The organism is Caloranaerobacter azorensis DSM 13643 (assembly GCF_900129995.1).
Classification (GTDB): domain Bacteria; phylum Bacillota; class Clostridia; order Tissierellales; family Thermohalobacteraceae; genus Caloranaerobacter; species Caloranaerobacter azorensis.
In genome coordinates, this window is the sequence record NZ_FQXO01000020.1 from 16,545 (window position 1) to 32,795 (window position 16,251).

The following is a 16,251-nucleotide window of genomic DNA, read 5'->3' on the forward strand; positions in this document are numbered from 1 at the left end:
TTTAGGTAGAAAAATAATCCAGGGGTGTTAAAATGCATTTTTTAAAGGAACTATTTATGAATATTAGGATAAGAGATATTATAGATATTGCTATAGTGGCTTTTGCTTTTTATAAGTTTTTTATGCTTATTAGAGAGACGCGAGCAGAACAGTTAATTAAAGGTATTTTAGTTTTACTGGTTATTACGAAAATAAGTGAATGGCTGCAATTATTTACAATAAATTGGATTCTTGAGAAGACCATGACAGTTGGAGTAATAGCTCTTTTGATAGTTTTCCAACCAGAATTAAGAAGAGCATTAGAATATATTGGCAGAAGCAGATTTTTAATGAAGACGATTATTGAAGTAGAAGATGAAAATATTCGCAATGTTATAAACGAGATATTAGAGGCTGTGGCGTCTTTATCAAGACAAAAAATAGGAGCATTAATAGTATTAGAAAGGACAACGGGTTTAAATGAAGTAGTAGAAACAGGTACCCTAATTAATGGAAAGGTATCGAGTGGTCTTTTAATTAATATTTTTATACCCAATACTCCATTGCATGATGGAGCAGTAATAATAAAAGACGATATTATAAAGGCTGCCGGCTGCTTTTTGCCATTAACTGAAAATATGAATCTCAGCAAAGAATTAGGTACAAGACATAGAGCCGCATTAGGGATAACTGAAAAATCGGATTCTTTGGCTATAATAGTTTCAGAAGAAACAGGTGTTATATCGATAGCTGATAATGGCAAACTTTCTCGTTATATTGATATTAAAACGTTAGAAAAGATATTAGAAGATGTTTATATTACTAATGAAATGAGACGAGGACTATTTGTTAGATGGAGGATAAAAAATGGCGAGAAGCAAGAATAGAAATATTACTATAAAAATAATAGCTGTTTTTTTCGCAGTTATATTGTGGACTTATGTTATGAGTGATGTAAATCCTAAAATAACAAAAGAAATTGAAAATATAAAAGTAGAATTAGTAAATCTTGATGCTCTGCAGATTTCAGGGATAACTCTTATGGAACCTAAAGAAGTAACAGTAAAAGTTAAACTATCTGGTAGAAGAAAAGAATTAATAGATATAACTGCAGATGATATAATAGCACAGGCTGATTTAAGTGGATATAAAGAAGGGTCTCACAGAGTTGATATTGAAGTGAGAACTCATGATAGTAGAATAGAAATAGAAGATTATTATCCTAAACAAGTTGTTTTTAAGTTTGATAAAATTGTTCAGAAACAAAAGCATGTTATATTGAGATTAACAGGGAAAGAGGGCATAGGATATAGTGCAGGAAAGGGAGTAGTAAAGCCAAGCACAGTTTACATCAAAGGACCGAGGACATGGGTTAATTCAGTAACAAATGTTATTGCATATGTCAATTTAAATAATTCAACAGAGGACATAATTACAAGTGTACCTTTGAAAGCTGTAAATGATAGAGGTAAAGAGGTAGAAGGAGTCATTAAAGAACCAAAAATTGTAGATGTAAAAATACCTATATTAAAAGTTAAGGATGTTCCAATTAAACCGCAAATTACAGGAACTCCTTTGATAGGATATGAAATAATAAATGTTATTTCAGAACCTGACCATGTGAAAATTAGAGGGCCAGAAGAAATAATAAAAGATATAAAAGAAATAGAGACAGAGCCGGTAAGTGCTGATTATGTTGCAAAAAGTATAAGCAAAATAACACCATTAATTTTACCTGATGGTATTGAAGTAGTTGACGGGAATGATTCAGTAAACGTTAAAGTAGAAATTGAGAAGAAAGTTGAAAAGACATTAGAGTTTAATATAGATGATATTGATTTTACCAATTTAGATACAGAATTGGAAATAGACAAAGATAAATCGGATAAAAAGTTAACAGTTACTGTTACAGCCGTTGAAAGCATTATAAATGCATTAACTAAAAATGACATAAAAATAAGTGCTAATCTTGATAATTTAAAAGAAGGAGTTCACAATGTAGACATAAAGATAAAAAAGCCTTCTAAAGTAGGAATAGTAAAATTAAACCCAAAAATTTTTAAAATATATTTAAAGAAGAAAACAGATGAGAATTTGACTCTTTAGACATGAGGTGGGCTGATTTGAGAAGGGAATTAGAAGTTATACTTGATTCTACCTACGATGCGATGATTGCAGTAGATAAGCATGGAATAATAACTTTGTTTAATAAAGCTGCTGAAAGATTAACGGGCATTGATAGTAAATATGCTTTAGGAAAGTCGGTAAAGGAAGTCATATTAAATACAAGGCTTGTGCATATATTGGAAACTGGAGATTATGAATTAAATAGACAGCAAGATTTGGGTAATATAAAAATAATTACTAACAGGATGCCAGTAAAAGATGAAAATGGAGAAATAATAGGGGCTGTGGCTGTTTTTAGAGATGTTACAGATATATTAGATTTAGCAACACAGATAACGAATTTAAAAGAAATACAGAGTATGCTCGAAGCTATTTTCAACTCTACACAAGATGCTATTTCAGTAGTAGACCAAAATGGGATAAATGTTATGGTAAATCCTGCATATACCGAGCTTACTGGTTTGAGAGAAGAAGATATATTAGGAAAACCTGCTACTATAGATTTGGTAGAGGGACAGAGTGTTCATATGGAGGTATTAGCTACTAAAAAGCCTATAAGAAACGCTAGATTAATAGTAGGTCCAAATAAAAGAGAGGTAATAGCTACGGCTGCACCAATTATAGTTGATGGGGAATTAAGAGGTAGTGTTGGAGTTTTACGTGATGTATCCGAAATCATAAAGCTAAATAAAGAACTGAATGCAGCTAAACAGATAATTAGAAAGTTGGAAGCTAAATATACTTTTGATGATATTATTGGGCAAAATGAATTGATACTTAAGGCGATTGAAAAAGCTAAAAAGGCAGCAAATACCCCAGCTACAGTTATATTAAGAGGTGAAAGTGGTACAGGTAAAGAGCTATTTGCTCATGCAATCCATAATGAAAGCGATAGAAAATTTAGTCAATTTGTTAGAGTTAATTGTGCTGCTTTAAGCGAGAATTTACTTGAAAGTGAATTATTTGGATATGAAGAAGGAGCCTTTACAGGAGCCAAAAAAGGTGGTAAAAAGGGGCTATTTGAGCAGGCAAACGGAGGTACTATCTTTTTAGATGAAATTGGAGATATAAGTTTAAATACACAGGCTAAACTTTTAAGAGTTTTACAGGAAAAGGAGATTGTAAGAGTAGGAGGTACAAAACCTATACCAATAGATGTTAGAATAATCACTGCTACAAATTTAGATTTAGAGAAGGCTGTGGAAGAAGGGAAATTCAGAGAAGATTTATATTATAGATTAAATTTTATACCAATTAACATTCCGGCATTACGTTATAGAAAAGATGATATATATCCTTTAGTTATACACTTTATTAAAAAATTTAATCAGGAGTACGGCAGAAGGATTAATGATATAACAAAAGAAGCATTAGACATTTTAAAAAAACACGATTGGCCAGGGAATGTTAGAGAATTAGAAAATGTTATTGGTAGGGCAATAATAAACATGAAACATTGTGAGAATGTTATTGATGTTAAGCATATACCATTGATAGATTCTTATATTAAATACGACAGACAAAATTTAGTCCAAACAGAAGATATTAATGATTTAGAAGATATTACATTAGAAGAAGCTGTATCAAAATTAGAAAAAGAATTAATAACTAAAACTCTTAAAAAATATAAAAATAATAAAACTAAAACGGCGAGAGCTTTAGGGATTTCTATTAGAAGTTTATACTATAAAATGGAAAAATACAACATAAATTAGTATGCAAAAAATTGCAGAACAAATGGACTGTGCAAAAAAATGCATGCAAAATTTTGCGCAATAAAATTATGATAGAATAAATAAAAGCTATAGAGATTAAACCTTTATAGCTTTTATTTATGTTAAATGAATTATTTCAGCTTTTATTTCTAAAAGATTCTTTCAACATTATAGTTGGCATATATATTGCATACAATAAACGTTAGAAAAAATATAGGGGTGAAATGATGGAAAGGAAATATGTACTTGCTATTAATCCTGGTTCAACTTCAACAAAAGTTGCTGTTTATCAGGGGAAGGAAAAGGTTATCCTAAAGAAGATTGAGCACAGCGCAAGTGATTTGGAAAAATTCGACAAAATAACAGACCAGTACGAATATAGACTTAAACTTATAATGGACTGGCTAGAGGAAGTGGGAATTAAAACTTCATCTTTAGTTGCTGTTGTAGGTAGAGGAGGACTACTTCGTCCGATGCCTGGGGGAACATATTTAGTAACAGAGAAGATGATTAAAGATTTAAAGGCAGGAGTACAAGGGGAACATGCTTCAAATTTAGGTGGAATGTTAGCGAAAGGGATAGCAGATAAGGAAGGGATTAAAGCATACATAGTAGACCCTGTTGCGGTTGATGAATTCGATGACATAGCTAGGATTTCAGGTATGCCCGAAATACCGAGAAGATCATTGTTACATGCATTAAATATTAAAGCAGTATCATATAGAGCGGCTGAAGAATTAGGTGAGGAACTAAAAAATTTGAACTTAATAGTTGCTCATCTGGGCGGAGGTATATCAGTAGCACCTGTTAAAAAAGGTAAAATTGTCGATGTGAATAATGCGAATGAAATGGGACCTTTTTCACCGGAAAGGACAGGAGGACTTCCTGTAGGCGATTTGATAAAGATGTGTTATTCTGGAAAATATACTTACAAGGAAATTAAAAATAAACTTAGAGGTAAAGGCGGATTAGTAGGGTATCTAGGAACTAATGATGCAAAAGAAGTAACTCTTATGGTTAAAAATGGGGATAAGAAGGCAAAATTAATATTCGATGCGATGGCATATCAAATTGGAAAAGAAATAGGAGCTATGGCGACTGTTTTAGAGGGTAAGGTCGATAGAATTATTTTAACAGGAGGATTAGCATATTCTGATTTATTAACAGATTACATTAAGAGAATGGTTGAGTTTATAGCACCTGTTATTGTTTATCCGGGTGAGGATGAGATGGAAGCATTAAATGGTGGAGTTTTAAGGGTGCTTTCGGGTAAAGAGAAAGAGAAAATATATGAGAACGAGGTGAGAATAGATGATTAGAGGTTTTGAAGATGTTTTGAGATTAGCTAAAGAAAGAGGGCCTAAAACTATTTCAGTAGCAGCTGCACAAGATAAGGAAGTTCTTATTGCAATTAAACAGGCTAAAGAAATGGGAATAGCTGATGCGATATTAGTTGGTGATAAAGAGAGAATAACTCAAATAGCTGATGAAATTGGAATGAATTTAAATGATTTTGAAGTAATAGACTTAAAAGATTTAAAAGAAGCTTCAAGAAAGGCTGTTGAGCTTGTAAGCAGTGGCAAGGCTCATATGGTAATGAAAGGGTTAGTGGATACTTCAATAATATTAAGGGCTGTATTAGATGAAGAAATAGGACTTAGAACAGGTAAAGTATTAAGTCATGTTGCAGTATTTGATGTAGAAACTTACGATAAGATTTTATTTGTAACAGATGCGGCTATGAATATAGCTCCAAATTTGGAGCAGAAGAAACAAATCATTGAAAATGCAGTATTTGTAGCTCATTCATTAGATATCGAAAATCCAAAGGTAGCAGTAGTTTGTGCAAAAGAGAAAGTAAATCCTAAAATGCCTGCTACTGTTGATGCAGAAAAACTAGAAGAAATGAACAAAAATGGTGAGATTACAGGCTGTATTGTTGGAGGACCTTTTGCATTAGACAATGCTATATCAAAAGAAGCCGCTAAACATAAAGGAATAGAACATCCTGTGGCTGGAGATGCTGATATATTGTTAATGCCGTATATTGAAGCAGGTAATGTGCTTTATAAATCTTTAGTATTCTTATCAAAGGCTCAAAATGCAGGTGTGATTGTAGGTGCAAAAGCTCCTGTAGTTTTAACTTCAAGAGCTGATAGTGATAGTGCTAAACTAAATTCAATTGCTCTTGGCGTTTTAATGGCTACTAACAAATAGAAAGGAGAGAAAATATGAGTGAAGTATTTAGATTGCTTATTATAAATCCTGGTTCTACTTCTACCAAAATAGCGATTTATGATAATGAAAAGCCGGTTTTAGAAGAGACTTTAAGACATTCTACTGAAGAATTATCAAAGTATAGTAAAATATATGACCAATATGAATTTAGAAAAAACATTATACTTGAAACATTAAATGAAAAGGGCATTAATTTAACTAAATTAAGTGCTGTAGTTGGCAGAGGTGGATTACTTAAGCCTATAGCTGGTGGAACTTATAAAGTAAACGAAAGAATGCTTGAAGATTTAAAAGTTGGTGTTCTTGGCGAACACGCTTCAAACTTGGGCGGTATTTTAGCACATGAGATAGCCTCCCAGTTAAATATACCAGCATTTATAGTTGACCCGGTTGTTGTTGATGAAATGGAAGAAGTGGCTAGGATATCGGGTATGCCAGAATTAGAAAGAAAGAGTATTTTTCATGCATTAAATCAAAAGGCTGTAGCTAGAAGGGCAGCAAAAGAATTGGGAAAAGCTTACAATGAAGTTAACTTAATAGTAGCTCATTTAGGCGGAGGAATTTCTGTAGGGGCTCATAAAAATGGCAGAGTTATAGATGTTAATAATGCATTAGATGGTGAAGGTCCATTCTCACCGGAAAGAACAGGAGGACTTCCAGTAGGAGATTTAGTTAAACTTTGTTTTTCAGGTAAGTATACATTAGCTGACATGAAGAAGAAGATAAAGGGTAATGGTGGTTTAGTTGCATATCTTGGAACAAATGATGCTAGAGAAGTAGTTAAAATGATAGAAAATGGGGATAAAAAGGCAGAATTAGTGTATAAAGCTATGGCTTACCAAGTTGCTAAAGAAATAGGAAGTTTAGCTGCTGTATTAGAGGGTAAAGTTGATGGAATAATACTAACAGGCGGTATAGCTTATGATAAGAGATTTACGAAGTGGATTATAGATAGGGTAAGCTTTATCTCTAAAGTATTTGTATATCCAGGCGAAGATGAAATGATAGCTCTAGCAGAAGGTGGATTAAGAGTATTAAGAGGAGAAGAAGAAGCAAAGGTATATAATTAGAGGTGAATTTTATGCTAAATGATAATAGAATTAGAATTATAACAGGGCATTATGGAAGTGGTAAGACAGAGTTCGCAGTAAATTATGCGGCCAAATTAGCTAAAAGTGGGAAAAAAGTCGCATTAGCTGACTTAGATGTTGTTAATCCATATTTTAGAAGTAGAGAGAAAGAAAATTTATTATCTGAAATGGGTATTAAGGTAATAGGAAGTTCAATCAAAGCCCATGCGGCAGATGTACCTGCCGTATCTGCTGAAATTTTTGCTCCATTACAAGATGAAAGCTATGATGTAGTACTAGATGTAGGTGGAGACCCTGTTGGTGCTAGAGTTCTTGGAAGATATTATAATTATTTCAAAGAAGGAAAATATGATATGTTCTTTGTAATAAATGCCAATAGACCTGAAACTCAAGAAGTAGAAAATACTATAAAGTACTTGAAGGAAATTGAAAGAGTTTCAAGAGCAAAAGTAACAGGACTTATTAATAATACACATTTACTTAAAAGTACTACTGTAGAAGATGTTCTAAAGGGTCAGAAATTAGCAGAAGAAGTATCGAAAAAATTGAATATTCCAATTAAATATATATCTGTTTTAGAACATGTTGCTAGAGAGCTTCCGTCAAATCTTGAAGGTGAAATTTTCCCAATAACGCTTTATATGAGGGAAGAATGGATGCTCTAATTGCACTATGTGCAATCGAATTAAAAATGTAAAATTGAAAATGTAAAATTAATATTTAATATATCTAAAGATTTTATAAGTTCAATAATTTTACATTTTAAATTTTCAATTTTAAATTTTCAATTTTAAATTTAAAAATGGGAGGGTTGTAAATGGCTAAAGCTAGAGGAAAGGTAACATTCAAGGAAGATTTATGTAAAGGTTGTGAATTATGTACAACTGCATGTCCAGTTAATATTGTTGTGATGAACAAAGAAAAGATTAACATTAAAGGTTACCACCCAGCTACAGTTATCGAAATGGATAAGTGTATAGGTTGTGGAAACTGTGCAACAATTTGTCCTGATGTTGTTATAGAAGTTGAGAGGATAATAGAAGAATAATTATTAAGGAGGGAAAATAAATGGCTAAGATTTTAATGAAAGGTAACGAAGCCATAGGTGCAGCAGCTATTAAAGCTGGTTGTAAATATTTCTTCGGTTACCCAATTACACCACAAAATGAGCTTCCTGAATATATGTCTAGAGAATTGCCAAAAGTTGGTGGAGTATTTTTACAAGCTGAGAGTGAAGTAGCTGCAATAAACATGGTGTACGGTGCAGCAGGAGCTGGTGCAAGAGTAATGACTTCTTCATCAAGCCCTGGTATAGCATTAAAACAAGAAGGTATTTCATATATAGCTGGTGCTGAATTACCTTGTGTAATTGTTAACATAGTTAGAGGAGGTCCTGGTTTAGGTGGTATTCAGCCTGCTCAATCTGACTATTATCAATCTACTAGAGGTGGTGGAAACGGAGACTACAGAACAGTAGTATATGCACCTGCTACATTACAAGAAACTGTTGATTTGGTTATGGAAGCATTTGATGTAGCTGATCAATACAGAATTCCTGTAATGGTTGTGGGAGATGGTATGATTGGTCAAATGATGGAGCCAGTTGAATTTAAAGAGCCTAAGAAGAGAAATCTACCACCTAAAGATTGGGCAACTACTGGAACAAAAGGACAGAGAAAACCAAATATCATAAATTCATTATTTATAGACCCTAAAGAATTAGAGGATCATGTCTTAAGATTAGAAGAAAAATATAAAGTTATAAAACAAAATGAAGTAAGATATGAAACTTATAACCTTGAAGATGCAGATGTAGTTGTAGTAGCTTATGGTACTACTTCAAGGGTTGTTAAAAATGCTATAGCTAAATGTGAAGCTGAAGGGTTAAGGGTTGGTTTAATTAGACCAATAACATTATGGCCATTCCCAGATGAAGCTTTTGAAAAGATAAGTGATAAGACTAAGGGAATATTAACAGTAGAAATGAGTACTGGACAAATGATTGATGATGTTAAAATAGCTATAAATGGTAGAAAGCCGGTTTATTTCTATGGTAGAACAGGTGGTATGGTACCAGAGCCAGATGCTATAGTGGCTGAGATTAAGAAGATAGCAGGGGGTGAAAAGTAATGGCTAAGGTTTTCGAAAGGACTAAGGGTTTAACAGATAAGCCATTCCATTATTGTCCTGGTTGTACACACGGTATTATTCACAGGTTAGTAGCTGAAGTTTTAGAGGAATTAGATGTATTAGGTAAGGCAATCGGTGTAGCTCCAGTTGGATGTTCAGTTTTCGCTTATGATTATTTCAATTGTGATATGCATGAAGCTGCTCATGGTAGAGCACCAGCTGTTGCTACTGGTATAAAAAGAGTTCATCCTGATAGTGTAGTATTTACTTATCAAGGCGACGGAGACTTAGCTTCCATTGGTACTGCTGAGATCATACATGCTGCTCACCGCGGAGAAAAAATAACTACAATATTTGTTAATAATGCTATTTACGGTATGACAGGTGGACAAATGGCTCCAACAACATTGGTTGGACAAAAAGCAACAACTGCTCCATACGGTAGAGATGAAAAACATGCAGGTAGACCATTAAAGGTAGCAGAAATGCTTGCTACAATTCATGGAGCTAAATTTGTTGAGAGGGTATCAGTTCATAATCCTGCTAATATTAGAAAAGCTAAAAAAGCTATAAAGAAGGCTTTTGAAGTTCAGTTAGCAGGTGAAGGATTCGGAATAGTTGAAGTTCTTTCAACATGTCCAACTAACTGGGGATTAACTCCAGTAGAGGCATTAAAGTGGCTTGAAGAAAATATGATACCTTATTATCCATTAGGAAACTTCAGAACACCTGAGGAGGTGAAATAAGATGGAAGAAAGAGTTATAATGGCTGGATTTGGCGGTCAGGGAGTTATGTCAATGGGACAGCTATTGACTTATGCAGGTATGATAGAAGGTAAAAATGTATCATGGCTTCCATCTTACGGACCAGAGATGCGCGGAGGTACTGCAAACTGTAACGTTATAGTTTCAGATAAACCAGTAGGTTCACCTATAGTAACAGAGGCTACTGCTGCTATAGTTATGAATAGACCGTCATTAGACAAGTTTGAAAGTTTTGTTGTTAAAGATGGGAACTTATTAATAAATAGTTCATTAATAGATAAGAAGGCTGAAAGAGATGATATAAATGCTTACTATATTCCAGCAAATGAAATTGCAGTAGAATTAGGAAACGGTAAGGTTGCTAATATGGTTATGTTAGGTGCTTATTTAGAGCTAACTAAAGCGGTTAAAGTCGAATCAGTTTTAGAAGCTTTAAAGAAAGTGTTTGGAAAGACTAAAGCTCATTTAATTCCATTAAATGAAAAAGCCCTTGAAAGAGGAGCAGAATTAATAAGAAAATAGTACAAACCGACCAAAATTGGTCGGTTTTCTGTTTCATTTTTTTCATAAAAAAATTTTATAAATATGTTGCAATATTTTAAGAGTGAGGGTATAATGATGTTGAAAAAAATAGGGGTCTTCCCCTAGAATGAAAAGAGGTTATGTGGATTGCAAATTGCTAAGAGAATGTCTTCTACTTCTGAAAATTTAATGGATTACTCAAGTAAAATCGTATTTACTTTATTGGGGAACTTGTTTTGCTCTATTGCTTTCAATGGTTTTTTCGTACCAAATCACTTACTAAGCGGTGGAGTTGGTGGAATATCTATAATGATTCATTTTTTAACTGATTTACCAATAGGACTTATTATATTCATTATTAACATACCAATTTTTATAATTGGTTCTAAAATTATAGATAAGAAATTTACAGCATATAGTTTTATATCAATGCTAACTTTGTCGTTTTTACTTGAGTTAACTAGAGGAATTGACCAACTTATAATGATGGATGATATATTGCTTGCAGCTATTTTTGGTGGAATACTAAATGGATTAGGTATGGGTTTATTATTCAGAAACAGAACATCACAGGGTGGATTAGATATAATAGCTGCGATATTTAAGAAAAAATATAATATAAACATTGGGACAGGATTAATGGGATTTAACACGATAATTATAGCATTGTCTTCAGTACTATTCGGATTAAAACCAGCAATGTATACGCTTATAGCATTATATACATCATATAAGATAGTTGATAAGGTACAAGAAGGATTAGATACTAAGAAAAATGTAATAATAATATCAGATAAGTCTCAAGAGTTAGGAGAAGCAATACAGAAGAAACTACACAGAGGAGTTACTTTCCTTAAAGGAGAAGGTGGATATACTAAAAATAATAAGAATGTAATTTACTGTATTGTAACTTCAACTCAGGTTGGAAAATTGAAAGAGATAGTTGAAGAAGTAGATCCTAGCGCTTTTATGACAATCAATAATATACAAGAAGTAAAAGGTAGAGGGTTTAAGAGTGTTGGAATATAAGGTAAGGTTTAATCCTTACCTTTTTTTCTTTTGGCTTAAAACAATTTTAAACTAAAATGGGTAGTTGTTACAATACACACAATATGTTATCATAAAATAGTATAGTTATATAAGGAGGGCTTAATATGGGGAGATTATTTGGGACTGATGGAGTTAGAGGTGTAGCGAATAAAGAATTAACTCCTGAATTAGCATTTAAATTGGGAAGAATTGGAGCATATATACTAACTAAAGGAAAAAAAGATGCGAAAATCGTTGTAGGAATGGATACAAGAATATCTGGAGATATGTTAGAAGCTGCATTAATATCAGGCATTTGTTCTGTTGGTGTAGATGTTTTATCTGTAGGTATTATACCAACACCAGGAGTTGCATATTTAACGAGAGAATATAATGCTGATGCAGGAGTAGTAATTTCAGCCTCACATAATCCAGTAGAATACAATGGTATTAAATTTTTCAATTCTAAAGGATATAAACTAAATGATGAAGTAGAAAGAGATATAGAAGAAATAATTTTAAATAATAGTGAAATACCAGTAAGGCCTATAGGAGAGAATGTAGGAAGAGTTAAAAGATTAGAAGATGGGCAGAGAAAATATATAGATTTTCTAAAAAGCACTGTTGATGTTGATTTAAAAGGGTTAAAAATAGCAATGGATTGTGGTAATGGTGCAGCATATAAAATAGCTCCTACTGTATTTGAAGAGCTAGGCGCAGAGGTAGTGGTAATTCATAACATGCCAAATGGAGTTAACATAAATGTGGATTGTGGTTCTACTAATCCAAATCAAGTACAAAAGCTAGTTTTAGAAACAGGTGCAGATATTGGACTTTCATTCGATGGAGATGCAGATAGATTAATAGCAGTTGATGAAGAGGGTAAAATAGTAGATGGGGATCATATAATGGCTATATGCGGAATAGCATTAAAAGAAAGAAATAAACTTAAAGGCAATACTGTAGTAGCAACTGTAATGAGTAATATGGGACTTGATATCTGTTTAAAAGAAAAAGGAATAGAAATTGTTAAGACTAAAGTAGGGGATAGATATGTTATTGAAGAAATGTTAAGTAAAGATTACTCTTTAGGTGGAGAGCAGTCAGGACATATTATATTTTTAGATTATAATACGACAGGAGATGGAGTATTAACTGCCTTGCAATTAACTAGTGTTGTAAAGAATAAGGGTAAAAAACTTTCTAAACTTGCTAAAACAATGACCACATTACCACAAGTATTAATAAATGCTAAAGTGCCTAATGATAAAAAGAAAAAGTATCTTGAAGATGAAATAATTAGAAATGAGATTGAGAAAATAGAAAAAGGTTTAAAAGATACAGGAAGGGTTTTAATAAGACCATCTGGTACAGAACCATTAGTTCGTGTTATGATTGAAGGAAAAAACGAAGATGAAATAAAAAAAATGGCAGAAGAGTTAGCAAATCTTATAGAAGAAAGACTGAATTAAGAAATTTAAAATTGAAAATGTAAAATTAAAAATGTAAAAATTAGCTGATATATAATAGCTAATTCAAATTCTCAATTTTAAATTTTTAATTTCAAATTCAAGGTGGGTTGGGGGGTGATATTAAAAAAATAAGTAGACAATTGAATAAAAAGCGCCAGGACTTAAAAGTATTACTTTTAAGTTGACGAGGACAGGGGTTATCGAAATTTCGGCGGATACCCTGCGGTGTATCCACCACCGTTAAAGATTCTACAAAACCCATAAGCGATTATGGGGACAAAAAGAATCGGGTGGATTAATAAGCCCATTTCCAATGGGTTAGTTTGTTGTGCCTCTGAATTGTAATAGAGATGATAGTAAGTATCGTGTATAATTCATGATAAATGACAAAAAGGAGTGTTATTATGTGTGGAATTGTTGGATATATAGGTAGTAAGAAAGCTCATGAAATATTAGTTGAAGGACTTGAAAAACTTGAATATAGAGGATATGATTCTGCTGGTATAGCAATTTTTGATAAAGGACAATTAAAAGTAAGAAAATATAAAGGAAGACTTTCGGTTTTAAGAGAAAAATTAAGCAAGGAAGAGTTTAATGCTACTGTAGGTATTGGACATACAAGATGGGCTACACATGGAGAACCATCGGACAAAAATGCACATCCTCATACTAATAGGACAGGAGACATAGCTGTAGTTCATAATGGTATCATTGAGAACTTTATAGAACTTAAAGAAGAATTACAGGATAAAGGATATAAATTTGTTTCAGAGACAGATACAGAAGTTATCTCTCATCTAATAGATTATTACTTCGATGGGGACTTATTAGAAGCTGTAAAAAAAGCAGTATCAAAACTTGAGGGAGCTTTTGCATTGGGAGTAATTTGCAAAGATAATCCTGACAAATTAATTGCAGTAAGAAAAGATAGTCCATTAATAATAGGAATAGGAGAAGGAGAAAACTTTATAGCATCCGATATACCTGCGATATTAAAATATACTAGAAATGTTTATATATTAGAAGATGGAGAAATGGCTGTTGTAGAAAAAGACAATATTAAAGTAATGCAGCTTAACGGAAAGCCTGTAGAAAAAGAAGTTTTCACAGTTAATTGGGATGTAGAAGCAGCAGAAAAAGGTGGATATGACCATTTCATGATAAAAGAAATTTATGAACAGCCTAAAGCAATAAAAGATACTCTTTCACCAAGAATAAATAAAGATAATGTAATAAAACTTGATGATATAAAGATTACAAAAGAAGAATTAGAAAAAATAAATAGAGTTTATATTATAGCTTGTGGTACAGCATATCATGCAGGTTTACTTGGCAAAGTTCTAATTGAAAAATATGTAAAGATACCTGTAATTGCAGATGTGGCATCAGAATTTAGATACGGGAGTCCATTTATTGATGAAAATACTCTAATGATAGTAGTAAGTCAGTCTGGTGAAACTGCTGATACGTTAGCTGCTTTAAGACTTGCTAAGAAAAACAATGCAAAAGTATATGCTGTAACTAATGTAGTAGGAAGTACAATATCAAGAGAAGCTGACGAAGTATTTTACACTTGGGCTGGTCCAGAAATTGCCGTTGCTTCAACTAAAGCTTATACAACACAATTAGTTTCAATGGCTTTAATAGCTCTTGATATGGCAGTTAAGAAGGGAACTATTGATAAAAAAGAGTATGATAAAGTATTAAATGAATTAAGAGGTCTTTCAGAAAAGGCTCAAAGAATATTAGATAATACAGAGCTAATTAAAAAAGCTAGTGAAAAAATTTATAAGGCACAAAGTGTATTTTTCATAGGTAGAGGTATAGATTATGACGTGGCAAGAGAGGGTTCATTAAAACTTAAAGAGATTTCATATATTCATTCTGAGGCAATGGCTGCTGGGGAATTAAAACATGGAACAATTGCTTTAATAGAAGAAGGAACACCAGTTATAGCTATAGCTACTCAAGAAAGGCTATATGATAAGATGTTGAGTAATATAAAAGAGGTGAAAGCTAGAGGTGCATATGTAATAGCTTTAACTAAACAAGGAAATGAGGAAATAGAAAAAACAGCAGATACTGTAATATATATTCCAGATGTTGTAGATGAATTAACTTCAGTTTTAAGCGTTATACCTCTTCAATTACTAGCTTACTATGTTGCAGTAATGAGAGGTTGTGATGTAGACAAACCAAGAAATTTAGCAAAAAGTGTAACTGTCGAATAAGAAAATATTATTTCCTGGGGAATAATGTTGTCGAATTGTACAACAATAAAAAACTTCTTTTAATAATAAAAAAGTTGTCATAAAAAATCATGATTCAGTGCTTTTTCAGAGCATTAGAATCATGATTTTTTTATGTTCAGAAACCATAAATAGAATAGAAAAAGAGGAGAAAAAAATAGATTTTGAAATAGAAAAAACATATAGAAAAGGAAAATAGAAGTATCTTTAAAGCCTTTGAAATACTTGTATAGAATTGAATAGATTATTTAAAATAGATGGATTAAATAAATTTAGGAACTAGAAAAAGGATTAAAAATAATGAAGAAAAATAGTAATCCTTACTCCCTTAATCCTTTAAACTTATTTCTAAAATTATGACGACTTTTTTATTGTTTTTTAGTTCCATATATGGTAAAATAGGGAATTTTAGGACGACTTTATTTTAATCGAGTCTTAAGGAGAATGAGGTTTAAGGGAGAAGTAGACTGGGGTTGAGGACAGTTAGAAGTTAGGAGGAGTTTTTTTGAGTGTACATGTGGATAATTTCAAATATAATTTCCGTAATGGATATAGGCAAAATCTACCTTAATTTATTCAATTTAATTGAAGATTTTGTTTTATATAAAATTATTTTTAGATAAATATTAAAATAAATCATATAAAAATGAAGGATGTCATGATATTTTATTGAATTTACTAATATGGCAAAGTGAATATGATAACATTTAGAACAGTTTTATTATGTTTTTTTAAAGGGAGGTAATTAACAGTTACAAAATATTTATAAAAACCTTAAAACAATTATAAATTCAAAAAATAGTTAAAAAAATTATAAAGGGAGTTAAAAGGAAATGAGTAAATCTATAACCGGAAATAAAAATATAAGAACATATAAAATGAGAATAAAAGACAAAAAATTCAAATCAAAGGTTATAGATTATATTTACAAGTA

Annotated in this window: 14 protein-coding genes; all 14 read left to right on the forward strand. The window is 32.0% G+C overall.

Features of this window, described 5'->3' with window-relative positions:
- Nucleotides 1–32 precede the first annotated feature (32 nt).
- The 14 genes from cdaA (at nucleotide 33) to glmS (ending at nucleotide 15,299) form a co-directional block, all read left to right on the forward strand.
- Nucleotides 33–866: a diadenylate cyclase CdaA gene (cdaA, locus tag BUB51_RS04740; protein ID WP_035163890.1), complete on the forward strand. Its 834-nt coding sequence runs from the start codon at nucleotides 33–35 to the stop codon at nucleotides 864–866.
- A complete protein-coding gene (locus BUB51_RS04745; protein WP_073195943.1) occupies nucleotides 847–2,085 on the forward strand; it encodes a CdaR family protein in 1,239 nt (412 codons plus the stop codon). Before cdaA ends, BUB51_RS04745 begins: the two co-directional genes overlap by 20 nt.
- Nucleotides 2,086–2,102: 17 nt before the next feature.
- Complete coding sequence (locus BUB51_RS04750; protein ID WP_278294159.1) at nucleotides 2,103–3,821, forward strand: sigma-54 interaction domain-containing protein; 1,719 nt, start codon at nucleotides 2,103–2,105, stop codon at nucleotides 3,819–3,821.
- Between the two features lie 227 nt (nucleotides 3,822–4,048).
- Entirely contained in the window at nucleotides 4,049–5,140 is a 1,092-nt protein-coding gene (buk, locus tag BUB51_RS04755) for a butyrate kinase (RefSeq protein WP_143153568.1), read from the forward strand.
- A complete protein-coding gene (gene ptb, locus BUB51_RS04760; RefSeq protein ID WP_035163893.1) occupies nucleotides 5,133–6,038 on the forward strand; it encodes a phosphate butyryltransferase in 906 nt (301 codons plus the stop codon). The genes buk (BUB51_RS04755) and ptb overlap by 8 nt, the downstream gene beginning before the upstream one ends.
- Nucleotides 6,039–6,052: 14 nt before the next feature.
- On the forward strand, nucleotides 6,053–7,129 hold the full coding sequence (buk, locus tag BUB51_RS04765; RefSeq protein ID WP_073195948.1) for a butyrate kinase: 1,077 nt from the start codon (nucleotides 6,053–6,055) through the stop codon (nucleotides 7,127–7,129).
- A gap of 11 nt (nucleotides 7,130–7,140) precedes the next feature.
- The gene (locus BUB51_RS04770; RefSeq protein WP_035163895.1) at nucleotides 7,141–7,815 is read left to right on the forward strand and encodes a nucleotide-binding protein; all 675 of its coding nucleotides are present in this window, start codon (nucleotides 7,141–7,143) and stop codon (nucleotides 7,813–7,815) included.
- 152 nt (nucleotides 7,816–7,967) lie between these two features.
- Nucleotides 7,968–8,198 carry a 4Fe-4S dicluster domain-containing protein gene (locus BUB51_RS04775; protein WP_035164795.1) on the forward strand — a complete coding sequence of 77 codons (231 nt, stop codon included), beginning with the start codon at nucleotides 7,968–7,970 and terminating at the stop codon, nucleotides 8,196–8,198.
- Nucleotides 8,199–8,218: 20 nt separating this feature from the next.
- On the forward strand, nucleotides 8,219–9,280 hold the full coding sequence (locus BUB51_RS04780; RefSeq protein ID WP_035164798.1) for a 3-methyl-2-oxobutanoate dehydrogenase subunit VorB: 1,062 nt from the start codon (nucleotides 8,219–8,221) through the stop codon (nucleotides 9,278–9,280).
- Nucleotides 9,280–10,026 (forward strand): thiamine pyrophosphate-dependent enzyme, encoded by a 747-nt coding sequence (locus tag BUB51_RS04785; RefSeq protein ID WP_073195950.1) that lies wholly within the window; start codon nucleotides 9,280–9,282, stop codon nucleotides 10,024–10,026. The genes BUB51_RS04780 and BUB51_RS04785 overlap by 1 nt, the downstream gene beginning before the upstream one ends.
- A 1-nt stretch (nucleotide 10,027) precedes the next feature.
- Nucleotides 10,028–10,567: a 2-oxoacid:acceptor oxidoreductase family protein gene (locus BUB51_RS04790; RefSeq protein ID WP_035164801.1), complete on the forward strand. Its 540-nt coding sequence runs from the start codon at nucleotides 10,028–10,030 to the stop codon at nucleotides 10,565–10,567.
- A 147-nt stretch (nucleotides 10,568–10,714) separates the two neighbouring features.
- Nucleotides 10,715–11,596: a YitT family protein gene (locus BUB51_RS04795; RefSeq protein ID WP_242945551.1), complete on the forward strand. Its 882-nt coding sequence runs from the start codon at nucleotides 10,715–10,717 to the stop codon at nucleotides 11,594–11,596.
- Between the two features lie 125 nt (nucleotides 11,597–11,721).
- On the forward strand, nucleotides 11,722–13,068 hold the full coding sequence (gene glmM / locus BUB51_RS04800) for a phosphoglucosamine mutase (protein ID WP_073195951.1): 1,347 nt from the start codon (nucleotides 11,722–11,724) through the stop codon (nucleotides 13,066–13,068).
- A gap of 404 nt (nucleotides 13,069–13,472) precedes the next feature.
- A complete protein-coding gene (gene glmS, locus BUB51_RS04805; RefSeq protein ID WP_035164805.1) occupies nucleotides 13,473–15,299 on the forward strand; it encodes a glutamine--fructose-6-phosphate transaminase (isomerizing) in 1,827 nt (608 codons plus the stop codon).
- Nucleotides 15,300–16,251: the final 952 nt, after the last annotated feature.

What these genes read in the sequence shown, in the direction of transcription:
- cdaA (WP_035163890.1), top strand. Translation starts at nt 33, where the DNA reads ATGCATTTTTTAAAGGAACTATTTATGAATATTAGGATAAGAGATATT.
- BUB51_RS04745 (WP_073195943.1), top strand. Translation starts at nt 847, where the DNA reads ATGGCGAGAAGCAAGAATAGAAATATTACTATAAAAATAATAGCTGTT.
- buk (WP_143153568.1), top strand. Translation starts at nt 4,049, where the DNA reads ATGGAAAGGAAATATGTACTTGCTATTAATCCTGGTTCAACTTCAACA.
- ptb (WP_035163893.1), top strand. Translation starts at nt 5,133, where the DNA reads ATGATTAGAGGTTTTGAAGATGTTTTGAGATTAGCTAAAGAAAGAGGG.
- buk (WP_073195948.1), top strand. Translation starts at nt 6,053, where the DNA reads ATGAGTGAAGTATTTAGATTGCTTATTATAAATCCTGGTTCTACTTCT.
- BUB51_RS04770 (WP_035163895.1), top strand. Translation starts at nt 7,141, where the DNA reads ATGCTAAATGATAATAGAATTAGAATTATAACAGGGCATTATGGAAGT.
- BUB51_RS04775 (WP_035164795.1), top strand. Translation starts at nt 7,968, where the DNA reads ATGGCTAAAGCTAGAGGAAAGGTAACATTCAAGGAAGATTTATGTAAA.
- BUB51_RS04780 (WP_035164798.1), top strand. Translation starts at nt 8,219, where the DNA reads ATGGCTAAGATTTTAATGAAAGGTAACGAAGCCATAGGTGCAGCAGCT.
- BUB51_RS04785 (WP_073195950.1), top strand. Translation starts at nt 9,280, where the DNA reads ATGGCTAAGGTTTTCGAAAGGACTAAGGGTTTAACAGATAAGCCATTC.
- BUB51_RS04790 (WP_035164801.1), top strand. Translation starts at nt 10,028, where the DNA reads ATGGAAGAAAGAGTTATAATGGCTGGATTTGGCGGTCAGGGAGTTATG.
- glmM (WP_073195951.1), top strand. Translation starts at nt 11,722, where the DNA reads ATGGGGAGATTATTTGGGACTGATGGAGTTAGAGGTGTAGCGAATAAA.
- glmS (WP_035164805.1), top strand. Translation starts at nt 13,473, where the DNA reads ATGTGTGGAATTGTTGGATATATAGGTAGTAAGAAAGCTCATGAAATA.